The organism is Streptomyces sp. NPDC001410 (assembly GCF_042895235.1).
Classification (GTDB): Bacteria; Actinomycetota; Actinomycetes; order Streptomycetales; family Streptomycetaceae; genus Streptomyces.
Genome location: NZ_JBIAWE010000014.1, coordinates 93,726 through 107,672 on the forward strand (window position 1 = coordinate 93,726; position 13,947 = coordinate 107,672).

Annotated in this window: 16 protein-coding genes and 1 pseudogene; 12 read left to right on the plus strand and 5 right to left on the minus strand. The window is 68.1% G+C overall.

All coding sequences use genetic code 11. The annotated features are described in order from the left end of the window. Positions 1-906: 906 nt before the first annotated feature. The 5 genes from ACFY3C_RS29175 to ACFY3C_RS29195 all read left to right on the plus strand — a co-directional run bounded on the left by ACFY3C_RS29175 (position 907) and on the right by ACFY3C_RS29195 (position 5,090). Positions 907-1,347, plus strand: coding sequence for a VOC family protein (locus tag ACFY3C_RS29175; RefSeq protein WP_386574444.1), 441 nt, complete (start codon positions 907-909; stop codon positions 1,345-1,347). A 107-nt stretch (positions 1,348-1,454) separates the two neighbouring features. Beyond that, positions 1,455-2,342 carry an alkaline phosphatase family protein gene (locus ACFY3C_RS29180; protein ID WP_390772840.1) on the plus strand — a complete coding sequence of 296 codons (888 nt, stop codon included), beginning with the start codon at positions 1,455-1,457 and terminating at the stop codon, positions 2,340-2,342. Between the two features lies 1 nt (position 2,343). Beyond that, entirely contained in the window at positions 2,344-3,624 is a 1,281-nt protein-coding gene (locus tag ACFY3C_RS29185) for an MFS transporter (RefSeq protein WP_390772841.1), read from the plus strand. Then, positions 3,621-4,640, plus strand: coding sequence for a TolB family protein (locus ACFY3C_RS29190; protein ID WP_390772842.1), 1,020 nt, complete (start codon positions 3,621-3,623; stop codon positions 4,638-4,640). Before ACFY3C_RS29185 ends, ACFY3C_RS29190 begins: the two co-directional genes overlap by 4 nt. Positions 4,641-4,670: 30 nt before the next feature. After that, entirely contained in the window at positions 4,671-5,090 is a 420-nt protein-coding gene (locus tag ACFY3C_RS29195) for a VOC family protein (protein WP_386574451.1), read from the plus strand. Here ACFY3C_RS29195 and ACFY3C_RS29200 read toward each other — a convergent pair. Continuing rightward, entirely contained in the window at positions 5,083-6,126 is a 1,044-nt protein-coding gene (locus ACFY3C_RS29200) for an NAD(P)-dependent alcohol dehydrogenase (protein ID WP_390772843.1), read from the minus strand. The two genes, ACFY3C_RS29195 and ACFY3C_RS29200, sit on opposite strands and share 8 nt — an antisense overlap. A 223-nt stretch (positions 6,127-6,349) precedes the next feature. Here ACFY3C_RS29200 and ACFY3C_RS29205 point away from each other — a divergent pair, with 223 nt between their 5' ends. Genes ACFY3C_RS29205 through ACFY3C_RS29215 form a run of 3 tightly spaced genes read left to right on the plus strand, consistent with a single transcriptional unit; the run spans position 6,350 to position 8,544 of the window. Then, positions 6,350-7,204 (plus strand): alpha/beta fold hydrolase, encoded by an 855-nt coding sequence (locus ACFY3C_RS29205; RefSeq protein WP_390772844.1) that lies wholly within the window; start codon positions 6,350-6,352, stop codon positions 7,202-7,204. Between the two features lie 5 nt (positions 7,205-7,209). Then, positions 7,210-7,950, plus strand: a complete 741-nt coding sequence (locus ACFY3C_RS29210; RefSeq protein WP_390772845.1) for a hypothetical protein — start codon at positions 7,210-7,212, stop codon at positions 7,948-7,950. A gap of 21 nt (positions 7,951-7,971) precedes the next feature. Beyond that, positions 7,972-8,544 (plus strand): SUKH-4 family immunity protein, encoded by a 573-nt coding sequence (locus ACFY3C_RS29215; protein ID WP_390772846.1) that lies wholly within the window; start codon positions 7,972-7,974, stop codon positions 8,542-8,544. A 151-nt stretch (positions 8,545-8,695) separates the two neighbouring features. Here the strand turns inward: ACFY3C_RS29215 and ACFY3C_RS29220 are convergent. From ACFY3C_RS29220 to ACFY3C_RS29230, 3 genes and pseudogenes are all read right to left on the minus strand, one after another. After that, positions 8,696-8,782: pseudogene (locus tag ACFY3C_RS29220) on the minus strand (glutamine synthetase); the annotation flags it as partial. A gap of 175 nt (positions 8,783-8,957) precedes the next feature. Further along, positions 8,958-9,575 (minus strand): hypothetical protein, encoded by a 618-nt coding sequence (locus tag ACFY3C_RS29225; RefSeq protein ID WP_390772847.1) that lies wholly within the window; start codon positions 9,573-9,575, stop codon positions 8,958-8,960. A gap of 5 nt (positions 9,576-9,580) precedes the next feature. Beyond that, positions 9,581-9,955 (minus strand): hypothetical protein, encoded by a 375-nt coding sequence (locus ACFY3C_RS29230; protein WP_390772848.1) that lies wholly within the window; start codon positions 9,953-9,955, stop codon positions 9,581-9,583. A 286-nt stretch (positions 9,956-10,241) separates the two neighbouring features. Between ACFY3C_RS29230 and ACFY3C_RS29235 the strand changes: the two genes are divergently transcribed. Further along, positions 10,242-11,477, plus strand: coding sequence for a helix-turn-helix domain-containing protein (locus ACFY3C_RS29235; RefSeq protein ID WP_390772849.1), 1,236 nt, complete (start codon positions 10,242-10,244; stop codon positions 11,475-11,477). 17 nt (positions 11,478-11,494) lie between these two features. Next, the gene (locus ACFY3C_RS29240; RefSeq protein ID WP_390772963.1) at positions 11,495-12,037 is read left to right on the plus strand and encodes a flavoprotein; all 543 of its coding nucleotides are present in this window, start codon (positions 11,495-11,497) and stop codon (positions 12,035-12,037) included. Between the two features lie 216 nt (positions 12,038-12,253). Here ACFY3C_RS29240 and ACFY3C_RS29245 read toward each other — a convergent pair whose 3' ends face one another. Next, entirely contained in the window at positions 12,254-12,649 is a 396-nt protein-coding gene (locus ACFY3C_RS29245) for a GntR family transcriptional regulator (RefSeq protein ID WP_390772850.1), read from the minus strand. A 637-nt stretch (positions 12,650-13,286) separates the two neighbouring features. Here ACFY3C_RS29245 and ACFY3C_RS29250 point away from each other — a divergent pair. Both ACFY3C_RS29250 and ACFY3C_RS29255 read left to right on the plus strand, forming a co-directional pair. Next, on the plus strand, positions 13,287-13,580 hold the full coding sequence (locus tag ACFY3C_RS29250; protein WP_390772851.1) for a hypothetical protein: 294 nt from the start codon (positions 13,287-13,289) through the stop codon (positions 13,578-13,580). Then, entirely contained in the window at positions 13,577-13,906 is a 330-nt protein-coding gene (locus ACFY3C_RS29255; RefSeq protein WP_390772852.1) for a hypothetical protein, read from the plus strand. Before ACFY3C_RS29250 ends, ACFY3C_RS29255 begins: the two co-directional genes overlap by 4 nt. The last annotated feature ends 41 nt before the right edge of the window (positions 13,907-13,947 follow it).

A 13,947-nucleotide genomic window follows, 5' to 3' on the forward strand; every position in this document is an offset into this window, starting at 1 on the left:
GGCTGTGCGTGTGCCTGCGGCGCTTGAGCGGCTCCGTAGTGCGGGCGCGGTGCGCCTGCGGCGGGCTGTGCCTGCGGCGCGTATGCCTGCGGCGCTTGGGCGGCTCCGTTGTGCGGGCGCGGTGTGCCTGCGGCCGGCTGTGCGTGTGCCTGCGGCGCTTGAGCGGCTCCGTAGTGCGGGCGCGGTGCGCCTGCGGCGGGCTGTGCCTGCGGCGCGTATGCCTGCGGCGCTTCGGCGGCTCCGTTGCGCGGGCGCGGTGTGCCTGCGGCGCTTGGGCAGCTCCGTTGTGCGGGCGCGGTGCGCTTGCGGCCGGCTGTTCGGTGCGTGGTGGGGGTGCCCTGCCTGCGGCCGGCTGTGCGGTGCGGTGTGCCTGCGGCGCTTGAGCGGCTCCGTTGTGCGGGCGCCGTGCGCGTGCGGCGGGCTGTTCGGGCGCGTGATGAGGGGCGCCCTGCCTGCAGCAGGCCGTGCGGGTGCGGTGCGCCTGCGGCGCTTGGGCAGCTCCGTTGTGCGGGCGCGGTGCGCTTGCGGCCGGCTGTTCGGTGCGTGGTGGGGGCGCCCTGCCTGCGGTGCGCCTGCGGCGGGCTGTGCCTGCGGCGGCCCGCTCGGGTGTGTGGGGCGTTGCGCCCTGCCTGCGGCAGCCCCTGCGGGTGCTTTGTGGCTTGGGTCGCGCCCGGTGTGGTGGGGGGTCGGGGCCGCGCCGGGTGGTGTCCGTCCTCGGTCCGGCGGGCTGTGGGGTGAGTCGTCACCGAGTTTTCGCCGGCCGCTGCGGGCGGACACCACCCGGCACGTCCCCTTCCCGCCGTGCCCGGGTGCGGCGTCGTGGGGCCACAGGTTCTCGGTTTCGGTGGTGGCGGGCACCGATTTGGGCTTCGGTGTGGGGGAGACGTTCAGCGGAGGAGTCGTGTCATGGAGATGACGCTCGAAGTGATCCTGCTGCCCGTGTCCGATGTGGACCGGGCCAAGGAGTTCTACCGGGACAAGGTCGGCTTTCACGTCGACCTTGATGGTGAGGTGATGGAGGGCGTGCGGATCGTGCAGCTGACGCCGCCCGGGTCGGGGTGTTCCATCGCGCTCGTCGACGGGCTGCAGGTGCCCACGGGGACGCCTCGGCCGGGGACGTATCACGGGATGCAGCTGTGTGTGACGGATGCCAAGGCCGCGTACGAGGAACTGACCGCGCGAGGGCTCGAGGTGAGTGAGCCGGTGCAGTTCGCGCCTCAGGACGGGGCCACGTTCATGTACTTCAAGGATCCCGACGGGAACGGGTGGGCGATCCAGGAGTACAAGCGGCGGATCACCGAGCCGCTGCATCAGGTGCTCGCCGCACTGGCCCACCGGGAGGAGTAGTTCACGAGGTCTTCATCCTCCGGGTTGAGTGACGTGGGGCGGGGGAATATTGACGTGTGCATGCTCTGTCCGCACCGCCAACCCCGCCCCTCTCCCCGGAGGTTGATGTGTCCGGCAGTTCCGTGTACCGCCGTGCCCGCACCGTCGTGGCGTCCGCCGCGGCCTTCGCAGCGGCCGCGTTCGGCGTGTGGACCGGGCTCGGTGGTGAGACCGCGCACGCCGCGGGCGCCGTCCCCAGCCCGGACCACGTGGTCGTCGTGGTCTTCGAGAACCACGCCTACAGCCAGGTGATCGGCTCCTCCAGCGCCCCGTACATCAACTCGCTCAAGTCCGGCGGCGCCAACCTGACCCAGTCCTACGCCATCACCCACCCGAGCCAGCCGAACTACTTCGCCCTGTTCTCCGGCTCCACGCAGGGGATCACGGACGACAGCTGCTACACCCCGGGCTTCTCCTCCGCGGCGAACCTGGCCTCCGAGCAGATCGCCGCCGGCCGCAGCTGGGCCAGTTACAACGAGACGCTGCCCAGCCAGGGTTCGACCACGTGCAGCAGCGGCAAGTACGCGCGCAAGCACAACCCGTGGTTCGGCTTCAACAACGTGCCGACGTCGAGCGCCAAGACCTTCGCGCAGTTCCCGACCGACTACTCGACGCTGCCTCAGATGTCGTTCGTGGTCCCCAACCTGTGCAGCGACATGCACGACTGCTCGGTGTCGACCGGTGACACCTGGCTGAAGAACAACCTGGGCGCGTACGCGACCTGGGCCAAGACCCACAACAGCCTGCTCGTCGTCACCTTCGACGAGGACAACCGGCTCAGCGGCAACCGCATCCCGACGGTGCTGTACGGCCAGCCGGTGGCGGCGGGGTCCTCCTCGTCCACCACCTACAACCACTACGACATGCTGCGCACCCTGGAGGACACGCAGGGCCTGACGACCCACGCGGGCAACGCGGCCTCCGCCCGGGACATCTCCGGTATCTGGGCGCCCTGACGTGTACGTAGCGGACAGCCGCGCCAACACTCCCGGTGCGCCGGCGTCCGCGGACGGTGCCGTCCGGCCTCTTGCCGGGCGGCGCCGCGCCGTGGTCGCCCCCACGGTCCTCGCCCTCGGCACCGTCAGTCTGGTCACCGACGTGTCCTCCGAGATGGTCACCGCGGTGCTCCCGCTGTACCTGGTGACGGGGCTGGGTCTCTCTCCGCTGGGCTTCGGGCTGCTCGACGGGATCTACAACGGCTTCTCGGCGCTCGTGCGGCTCGCGGGCGGGCATCTCGCCGACCGCGGGGGCGGGCGGCACAAGTGGGTGGCCGGGTTCGGCTACGGCATCTCGGCGCTGTGCAAGCCGTTGTTGCTGGTGGCGCACTCGCTCACCCCCATCGGACTGATCCTGGCCGCCGACCGCACCGGCAAGGGACTGCGTACGGCCCCGCGTGACGCGCTGATCTCGCTCTCCAGTACGCCGGAGACCCGCGGCCGCGCCTTCGGCGTGCATCGGGCGATGGACACCGCGGGCGCCCTGCTCGGGCCGCTGGTGGCGTTCCTGATCCTGCGGGCCACGGTCGACGGCTACGACGCGGTGTTCACGGTCAGTTTCTGCGTGGCCGGGTTCGGGGTGCTGGTGCTGGTGCTGTTCGTGCCGGGTGGTGGTCGCCGGGCGGGTGACGCCACCGGGGACGAAGCGCGGCCCACGCTGCGCGCCGCCGTAGGGCTGCTCCGCCGGCGCGACCTGCGCCGGATCACGGCCTGTGCCCTGCTGCTGGGGCTCGCCACGGTCAGCGACTCCTTCGTCTATCTGCTGCTGCAGCGTCGGCTGGGTGTCCCCGACCGCTGGTTCGCGCTGCTGCCGCTCGGCACGGCGGCCGCGTTCCTGCTGCTGGCGATCCCGCTCGGCCGGCTCGCCGACCGGGTGGGCCGGTGGGCCGTCTTCCTGGCCGGTCACGGAGCCCTGCTCGTCGCGTACACGCTGCTGCTCACCTCCTGGCACGGCGCGGCCCTGCCGTACCTCGTCCTGGCCCTGCACGGCGGCTTCTACGCGGCCACCGACGGGGTGCTGATGGCGGCGGCCTCACAGGGCGTGCCGGAGGCGCTGCGCTCGTCCGGCCTGGCCGTCGTGCAGACCGGGCAGGCGCTGGCCCGGTTCGCCTGCTCGCTGCTGTTCGGCGCCGCCTGGACGGTGTGGGGCGACCGGGCCGCGCTGGTGGGTGCGGCGGTGGCCCTGGCCGGGTGTGCGGCGTTCTCTCTCACCCTGCGCCCGAAAGGCACCGTCACCGCATGACCGTACGCACCCGCATCCTGATCCTGCTCTCGGCCGTCGTCGCGCTGGCGGCGGTCGCGGTGGCGTCCGTCCTGCACGCGTCGGCGCGCGCGGACCGCCGCGACCACGCGCAGGCGGGCGGCCCGAAGGTCACGTCGGGCACGGTGTCCCTGACCGGCCACGGCCGCATGGTGTTCCGCAACATGGCGTGGGGACCGCACCGCGACGAGCTGACGACGGTCCCGGCCTCGGACCCGGCCGGACCGCGCACCGCCTCGGGCGTCAAGTGCCTGCGTTTCTACGCCGCCTCGGGCACAGGAGTGTGCCTGCAGGCGGTGCACGGCCCGGTCTCGGACACCTACCGCGCCCTGATCCTGGACGACCGTCTCCGTACCCGGGACCACTACGACGTCCCGGGCATCCCGTCCCGAGCCCGGGTCTCCCTCACCGGGCACTTCGCCGCCTGGACGGCGTTCGTGGGCGGTGACTCGTACGCCGGTACGAACTTCTCCACGCGCACGGCGATCGTGGACACCCGTACGGGCGAGCTGATCCCGTCCCTGGAGGCCTTCCGGATCGTCAGGGACGGGCACCCGTACCGTGCGGCTGACACCAACTTCTGGGGCGTGACGTTCGCCGCGGACGACCGCACGTTCTACGCGACGCTGGCGACCAGGGGCAGCACCTATCTGGTCCGGGGCGACCTGCGCACGCGTACGGTCACCACCCTGCACGCGAACGTCGAGTGTCCGTCCCTCTCCCCCGACGGCAGTCGCGTCGCGTACAAGAAGCGGGTCAAGGGCCTGCCCAGCGACGCCCCTTGGCGCCTCTACGTCCTCGACCTGCACACGATGCGCGAGACTCCCCTCGCCGAGCCGCGCAGCGTGGACGACCAGGCGGTCTGGAAGGACACCCGCACGATCGTCTACGCCCTGCCCGGGGACTACGGCGCGGACCTGTACGAGGTGCCGGCGGACGGGTCGGGGCAGCCGCGGCGGATCATCAAGGCGGCGGTGTCGCCCGCGTATCTGCGCTGAACGGAGCGGCGGGCGGTTCACAGTAGGGACATGGACGACACGAACCTTCTGGCCCGGGGCCGGGTGGCCACCCGGCTGCCCGCCCAGGACCTGGACCGGGCCCGCCGCTTCTACTCCGAGGTGCTCGGCCTGGAGCCCGTCGACGAACGCCCGGGCGGGCTGCTGTACCGGTGCGGGGGCACGGACTTCGTCGTGTTCCTGTCGGCCGGAGCCTCGCCCGGCACCTTCACGCAGATGGCCTGGGAGGTCGAGGACATCGAGGCCGTCGTCTCGGAGCTGCGGCGACGCGGGGTGGTCTTCGAGGAGGTCGACCAACCCGGCTTCCACACCCGGGACGGCATCGCCGAGATCGACGGGAACTACCCGAGCAAGGGCGCCCGGGGCGAGCGCGGCGCCTGGTTCCGGGACAGCGAGGGCAACCTGATGGGCATCGGCCAGCCGGTCAGGTGAGCGTCGAGGTGTCGATGACGAAGCGGTAGCGCACGTCCGAGGCGAGCATCCGCTCGAAGGCTTCGTTGATCTTCGCGGCCGGGACGATCTCGACCTCGGCGCCGATGCCGTGTGCGCCGCAGAAGTCGAGCATCTCCTGGGTCTCGCGGATGCCGCCGATGAGCGACCCGGCGAAGATGTGGCCGTGCATGATGAGGGAGAACACGTTCAGTGAGAGCGCTTCGGGGGGAGCACCGACGTTGACCAGGACTCCGCCCGGCTTCAGCAGCCCGAGGTAGGAGTCCAGGTCGACTCGTGCGCTGACCGTGTTGACGACGAGGTCGAAGGCGCCGGCGAGCCGCTCGAAGGTGGCCGGGTCGCTGGTGGCGAAGTACTCGCGTGCGCCGAGGCGCAGGCCGTCGTCCATCTTCTTCAGCGACTGGGACAGGACGGTGACCTCCGCACCCAGGGCGTGGGCGATCTTGACCGCCAGGTGCCCGAGCCCGCCGAGCCCGACGACCGCGACCTTCTTGCCGGGGCCCGCGCCCCAGCGGCGCAGCGGGGAGTACGTGGTGATGCCCGCGCACAGCAGTGGAGCGGCCTCGTCCAGGGCGAGAGTGCCGGGGAGCCGGAGCACGAAGTCGTCGTTGACGACGACGTGCGTGGAGTAGCCGCCCTGCGTGACGGTGCCGTCCTCGTCCACGGAGCCGTACGTGAGGGTGTTGCCGTTCAGGCAGTACTGCTCCTCGCCCCTCAGACAGGGTTCGCACACCCGGCAGGAGTTGACCATGCAGCCGACGCCGACACGGTCGCCGGGAGCGCACCCGGTGACCTCGGAGCCGACCTCGACGACGACGCCGGCTACCTCGTGGCCGGGGACCATCGGATACGACGCCGGGCCCCACTCACTGCGGACGTTGTGGATGTCCGAGTGGCAGATACCGACGTACTTGATCTCTATCAGCACGTCGTGCGGACCCACGTCCCGTCGCTCGACGGTCGTGGGCGTGAGCGGTTCGGTCGCGGACGTCGCGGCGTAGGCGGGAACGGTGAGCACGTGTCCCTCCCGTGCTTCGAGGGTGCGTGGTACGCAACGGCGGACATATCCACCCTGCGCCACACCCTCGGCCCGAGCCACCTGAGCGGGGTGGCGGCCGGCTTCGGGAGCCGGGCTGGGGTACCGGCCCGCCTCCCGGCCGACGGTCGCGGGACGGCGATATGGGGACTTGAATGAGTCGTGTGACGCGACAGGACGAGGGACAGGGCGAGGGGAGGACGCCATGGACCCGGTCGTCGAACCCCTGACCGTATCGCGAGGCCTCTACCGCCTGCACGCGGAAGTCGTGCCGGGGCCCGGCACGCCCGTGGTGCTGATGCACGGCTTCCCCGACAGCACCCGCCTCTACGACCGTCTGCTGCCGTACCTCGAGGGCCGGGTGCCCGTGGTGCGGTTCGACTTCCTGGGATGGGGAGAGTCGGACAAGCCGCGCGACCACCCCTACACGGTGGCCCATCAGGTGGGCGACCTTGCCGCCGTCGCGGACGCGGTGACGGAGAACCTGGGCGCCCGCCGACTCGTGCTGGTGGCGCACGACGCCTGCGGACCGCCCGCCATCGACTGGGCGCTTGACAACCCGGACCGTGTGGCGCGGCTCGTCCTGCTGAACACCTACTACCACTGGACCCTCGCGCTGCGCCGACCGCCCGCCATCGCCCTCTACTCCACGCCGCTGGTGCGCGTGGCGGCGCGTGCCGTCGTCCGGCGCCGGCCGGATCTGGACCGGCGCCTGTATGCCTGGCAGGTGGGCCGGTTCATACGCGACTCCGAGGTTCGTGAGCAGTATGTGGCGCGGCTCTACGAGCAGTTTCCCGCCGCTCGACCCGCCTTTTGGCGGCTCAACGACGAACTCCTCATGGCGGTGTTCAGCCGCAGACGGCGCCTCCCCGAGCTGCGCACGTTCGAGCCGCCCGTACGGATCGTTTTCGGGGCCCGGGACCGCTACCTCAATGTGCGGGTGGCACGGCAGTTCGCCGACCTGTTCCCGAACAGCGAACTGCGTCTGCTCACCGACGCAGGCCACTACGTCCAGGTCGACGAGCCCGAGCGGGTGGCCGACGCCATTACTACGGGGTGATCGAGATGCTCGATTTGTCCGCCAGGTTGTCGGACCTCCCGGCGGTACGGGGCCGAGCCCCCTGGCCAGGACATGAGTACGTCAAGGGCTGGGGCGTGTTCGGGCTGCCTTTCGACTCCGGTCACGTGCTCGCGCTGCGTGTCTTCCCGGAGAACGACTTCGGTCCGTACCGCACGCTGTGGCATCGCGATCCAGACGGCAACTGGTCGATCGACGTCGACGGGACACGGCTGGACACAGCGTGCCCCAGGTACTACGGCCCCGCATGCGACCGCACGGGACACGCGCACATACAGGTCACCTGGACGGGACCGGCCTCCCTGCGGGTGACGATGGATTCCCCCTCACTGGACTGGACCCTGACCGCCACCTCGACCCGGCTCCTGGATCTTCTGAACAGCGCCAGCGCGGCGCTGCCGCTTTCCACCTGGCGCACTCCGCTCTGGCTTCGGGCACGGCAGCGACTGGCCCGCGCGCTGGGAATGGGCGACATGCGCTTCTCCGGCGTCATGCCGAGTGGCCACACCGGAATGCTCATGCCGCAGCGGATCTACTTTGTCGAAACCTCGCGAGCCGTATTCGACGGCGTCGACCTCGGCCGCCCCGCTCATCTGCCGGACTGCGTGCGTATCGGTGCCGCGACCCTGCCGGCCCGCGGCGTCCTTGCCATCGGCATGGCGGCCTGGGAGATCCTGGACCCCACCGAGTACGAGCGCACCCGCTCCGAGACCGCCCGGCAGCCCTAGCGAGAGAACAACGAGGCTTCCATGCTGTTCGAACTTTCTCGAGAAGAGATGGTCTCGTCTCTTGGCGAAGGAGCCATTTTCGCCGCGCCTGCCGGCTCCTTGGGAGATGTACCGGACGACTCGCCTGCCGCACAGGTGCTGCTGTCGGTCGGAATTCCGACGGGTGCCTTCCAGCCGCAGAAGCGAATGGACTCCGGACGTTTTCCTCTCGTCGACGAGAAAATTGACCTCACGGGATACGAGGTTCCGCCCGGCTGCGAAGCATGGGTGGTGTTCGGCTGGATCCCGCAGACACACCTGGCTCTCGACCCGAAGACCGGCAAGGTGCACGGATTCTCCGAGAACGGTGGCCCCGTTCAGGATCTCCACACGGATATTTCCTCTCTCGCCTACCTCGCCTTCGCATTGCATCGTCTACTGAAGGAATTCGACTGGAGCGATGACGAGGACAACGAAGAAGACGACTTCGAGCGGCTCGCGGAATCCTTGGACGGCATCCGCGCTGCCGTGGAGGAGCATGACCCGCTCCCCTTCAGCGGGAACAGCGTCTGGCCGGCCGTGCTGGATGACATGGCAGTCGGCATGTGGTCCTGAACGATCTCGCCATCCACGGCCTGGCCGAGCGGCTCGCTCCGAGAGGGGCGGGCCGCTTTGTTGTGGCCGGGGTGCGGCATGCCAGGGGGCCGACGGTCCACGACCGTCGGCCCCTTCGCCGAATCAGCGGGGAACGCCCCCTGACCTGCGCCTACAGCACAGGCAGATTCTTCCGCAGCTCGAACGCGGTCACCTCGGAGCGGTACTCCTCCCACTCCGACTTCTTGTTGCGCAGGAAGTGACGTCGGCGTGGACCGACCTCCTGCGATCGGCGTCGGCGCAGCGCCGACCGGCGATCGGACGGTCGTCATTGGTCGTTGTCGGTCGCCGTGGGCCACCCTTCGACGGCCCAGAGACGGCCCCAACAGCCGAGGCTACGGAGACGGGATGGCGCCCCTACCGCTCAAAATCATTTAGTGCGGGCAACAATTACATCGACAGCCCTGCGCCCTCGGCATTCGAGGAATCCCAGACTTCAAGAAATCGACCAGCTTAACATCCTGCTTCAAATCACTGACAGCAACAAGGGCAGCGAATACAGCCGCCACAACACCCCACCTCACACCGGTGAGATCCCATGCGATGGAGGTCAAAGAAAAGACCACGGCACTGAAACCCACATACCCGGCAGACTCCCGCACCATATAGCTGAAAAATAGCGCTTCAGCTTTGGCCAGTACGGGCCCTGTAATAAGAGCGAAAACGCCGACGAAGAGCAGCCTGAGGCTCAATCCTGAAATCTGAAAGCCGCTACTACTCTTGGCTGCATACAACGCACTCCAAGCCGTAACCCCAAGCGTGCCTCCGAGCAAGCACATTTCAAATTGACGCCGAGCCGATTGCACGTAGAGGGCTTGCTTCTCCTTCGCCTTAGCCGCATCAACACTGGGATTCTCCACCTGAACCCTGGTCTTACGAAGAGACCCCTTCAGGTCGCCATAATGGGAACGGTACCTGCGGAAGTACTCTTCGATCCACACGAGCCTTCCAGCTAGGGTTACTGCCAGCAAGGAAACCAACAAAGCAGTCATCGAGATCACCCCGGCCAACGACAGGGGTCCACGGGGCACTCCAAATCTGAACTCTCCAGCCCACACGGGCAGTGACCCACCACCATGCGAACAATGTCGGAAATTACCTTGAATTCATGGGTGGCGCGCTCCTTGTGACCCAAAATCGCGTACGCACTCCCCAAGTCGGCCCGCAGTGCAATAACCTGCATTGAAAGTTGCATGGTGGGGCGCAGTCGATCCATGACCTCAGCAGACCATTTTACGACATCCCCAATAATCCTGATAGCCGTTCCATACTCTTCGGAATTGACAAGCGATGCCGCCTCCAACCGGCATTGGACGATCGTATCCAGAGCTTCAGCTTCAGAGACCGATGCAACACTTGGCAGTTTCTGCACGCAACCGCTCCAAGCCTACGAAATAACACCCAGACTTCAGTATGGAAAACTGTCTATTCCGCCATCCTGGCATATCTCTATCGTCATGCCCCCTGAGACTGCTCCAGTTGGAGTAATCCCTCGCTCAAGCAGACGTCATAGCTGATCCCAGACAGACTGCCCGGGCCCCTTCCCGCGGGACCCCTCACGCTCCCTCTGATCCGGTGCAAGCAAGGCCGACTACCCGCCCCTTACATGGCTCTGTACCGTGAAGCAGGCCCCTACAACTCGCAGGAGGCAGCACATAATGCGTGGTCTTGGAGATCACCTCAGCATCGGTGAGCGGATCGCGTTCTACCGGAAGCGGCGCGGCTACACGCAAGAGGTACTCGCCGGCCTGGTCGGGCGTAGCACGGACTGGTTGGCAAAGATCGAGACGGGGCGCCGGAAGCCTCCCAGGATCGACATGATCACGGAGCTGTCGCGTACCCTGCGCGTGCCTCTCGGAGACCTACTCGGTCAGACCGTGCTCATGGAGGACGAGAGGCAGCAGGACGACGTTCCGGCCGTGCGTGACGCGCTCATGAGCCCCCGCCGGCTGTCCCGTCTGCTCTTCGGCCCCGAGGTTGAGGTGCAGCTCCCCACACCGGCGCCCGTGGCCGTGCGCGTGGAGCAGGCATGGAACGACTACCAGGGTGGGCGGCTCGGCAGCGTCATCGCCGCGCTTCCCGCGCTCCTCCAGACTGCGCAAGAGCTGGAGGAGCGAGCCGCACGGCACGGCGAGGACCGTAGCGACTGCTGGGCAGTGTCGGCCCGTACCCACCACCTCGCAGCAACGACCCTCGCGAAGATCGGCGAATCGGACATCTCTTGGCTTGCTGCCGAGCGCGCGATGCGTGCCGCAGACGAGTCTGACGACCCGCTTGTGTTGGCGTCCGCCGCACGGTCCGGCACGCACGCCCTATTGGCCAACGGCAGATACGACGACGCGTTGGAACTGGGCAACACGGCCGCAGCATGGCTCTCGTCGCGGGTGACCGACAACGACCCCGCGGCACTGAGTTTGCTGGGGATGATCCACCTGCGGGCCGCTGTCGCAGCGGCCCGCCACCAGGACCGGCCCACCGCAACCGGTCTGCTGGATCGAGCCGAGGAACTCGCGGATGACCTCGGCTCGGATGAGAACTACTGGCAGACCGGCTTCGGACCCACGAACGTCCTGCTTCACCGCCTATCGGTTGAGCTGGATCTCGACAACGTGTCGTACGTCGTGGAACACGGCCGGATCAATGTCGACCACATGCCACAGGAACGCAGCGTGTCGCACCGCATCGACTTCGCACGCGCGCTCTCGCTCAGCGGACAGGGCGATGAGGCGTTCACGGAACTCCGCGCAGCTGAAAGCACATCGCCGCAGCTCGTGCGCAACAATCCGAGGGTGCGCGAGACACTGCGGAACCTGATCAAGCAATCACCGGTCACGGGCGGCTCGCGATCGTCCGAGGTGTTCGTGATGGCTCAACGGTGCAGGGCGGTGCAGTGAGTTCAGGCAAGCGTGGGGTGCTCGGAGTCGTTGGGTCGGCAGCCGGAGGCGTAGAGGCGCTGCGCACCGGTCTGGTTGAGCCCGCGATGGAGCGTGGCTGGCAGGTGGCCGTCACTCTGACGCCGACCGCAGGTCAGTGGCTACGGCTGAGTGGCGAGGTCGAGCGGCTGGAGAAGCTGACCGGCTTGCCCGTGCGCGATGAACCGCGCCTGCCTGGCGAGGCGCGACCGCACCCGCCGGTTGACTGCTACGTGGTAGCCCCAGCGTCGGCCAACATGGTGGCCAAGCTCGCCATGGGCCTGATGGACAACCAGGCGCTGACCCAGGTGGGGGAGGCTATCGGCACCCTCGGGTTGCCCGTCGTCGTCTTCCCTCGGGTAAACGCGGCGCACGCCCGCCACCCGGCCTGGCAGCATCACATCGACACCCTCAGGGCGGGGGGCGTGCGCATCGTCTACGGCCCGGATGTGTGGCCGCTGTACGAGCCGCGCGAGGCGCCGGCGGGGCGCGCGCTCCCCTGGGGGGCAGTGCTGGACGCCGTAGACGAAGTCACTAGGTGACAGATCGTCAACCATCCCGACCTGCAAGGGCAGAGGACCCGGACACTCTGTCCGGGTCCTCTGCCGTTCATGGCTAGATGCTCATTGGCATGTCAGGGATCGATGAGCGAAGCGGCGAGCTGGAAGGCATCACTTCTGCTGAACTTGCTTTGATCAAAGCGAGTTTGAGGGACGCACGCATCAAGGTCGAAGGGCTGCTACGGCGCGCGGACGAACTCACTGCGAAGTTGGAGTCTCGCTACCTACAAGCCGCTCAAGCCGATCGAGCCGCTCCCCGAGCGAACTGAGAGCGTCATGAATCGTCCTGAGTTCTGCGGCCAGAGCCGCGAAAGCAGGGCTGCTGCCCGGCTCGGTTCCGAGGGGCACCGCGGGGTCACGGACGAACGTCCCACGTCCCTGCTGGGTAAGGATCAGCCCCTCGTCACGGAGTTGACCGTACGCGCTCTGGACGGTCATGAGCTGCACGCCAAGCTCCTTGGCGAGCGAGCGAGCAGCCGGGAGCCGGTCCCCCGGGTCGTACTCACGATCGGGACCCGTGATCTTGTCGCGGAACTGCGCCGCAATCTCCTTGGCCGTCGGCGTGGGTTTGGGCGCTTCGGGACTCTGATCCATACCCCCGAGAGTAACCGGACCTAGGTCAATCTCTGACCCTTCTGCCACATCTCCTTGACAGTTCAGATTGACATAGGTCAATCTGAACTCACGCCGGAACGAGAGGTCCGAAAGGGCTTCAGCGGCTGCGTTCGTAAGTGCTTGACCTGCAAGAACGCACCATGGATGACCCCGCCGGACCCGCTTACACGCGGTTCGAGCGGTAGGGGAGACGTAAAAGTCCGTCGTCTTCACGGATCGATCGGTGTCATCGGCTAAGCCGCTGGTCTGACCTTCGGGCGTAGACCCAGGGACCGGATCACGGGGATCCCGGTGATTGGGCTGCACCCGGTCCATGACACCCGGAAGGGATGGGCGCATCCACTCAGCGAGTGACGACTGAGTGGCGCGGTGACCGCACGCCGACCAAGCGAAGGGAGCAAGGCGCGTACGGAGCCGCGAGACGACAGTGACGGGCTACCCCGTCACTCGTCATGCGGGCAGGGCGCCGGCATCACGTCGGTGGCCTGCCCGTTTGATGAGGACTTTCGCAGGTCCCACCCGCACCTCATCCGGTGCGGTCCCTTCCCCACGGCGCGCGCCCCGTTGAGACATCTCCGGGTGCGTTCGGGCCGTTTCACTGTGAGGAGAGGCCTCCATGAAGTGCATCGTTGCCGGTCATCAGGCCGTCACCGAGGCGGAGTTCGCGGAACTGGCGCTGGGCACCCCGGTTGAGTTGTGGCTCGGGGTTGAGGGCGAGAGCGACGAGGAGCGCGCGGCGCGCCTGGATGCGGCGCGTGACATCCTCGCCGACCCCGACTACTGCAACCTGCCCGACGACCTGGTCCGCCTGGCCGCGCGGGTGGTCGAGGAGCACCCGGACCTGTTCAACGTGGTCCCGCTGGCCCGTCCCGCCCGCCGCCGCGCGGGACGCAAGGGGGCTGCGGCATGAGCGACGGTCTGACGCTGGACGACTTGGCCGTGGTGCTGCGGGCGCTGCGGCTGCTGGCCGTGGACTTCGGCCACCTTCCGGCCCCCGATGTGCAGGTTTCCACGATCTACCCGCACCGGTTGGAGCTGAGGTTCCACGACAACCTGCCCGGCTTCGAGGCGTGGCGTGAGTCGGTGGGCGTCGCCCCGGACGACGTGGTCTACCGCGAGCAGAGCGACGGCCGCACGCGCGTGCTGAAGGCATCCGCCGACTACGCGGGAGCCGCACTGGAGTTGACCGGCTACTTCGACGTGCAGGCCGCGGTGCCGGTCGGGATGCCGGCCTGACGTCGGATACGCCCTCGCCCGGGGGTGCGTCCCGTGCGCCT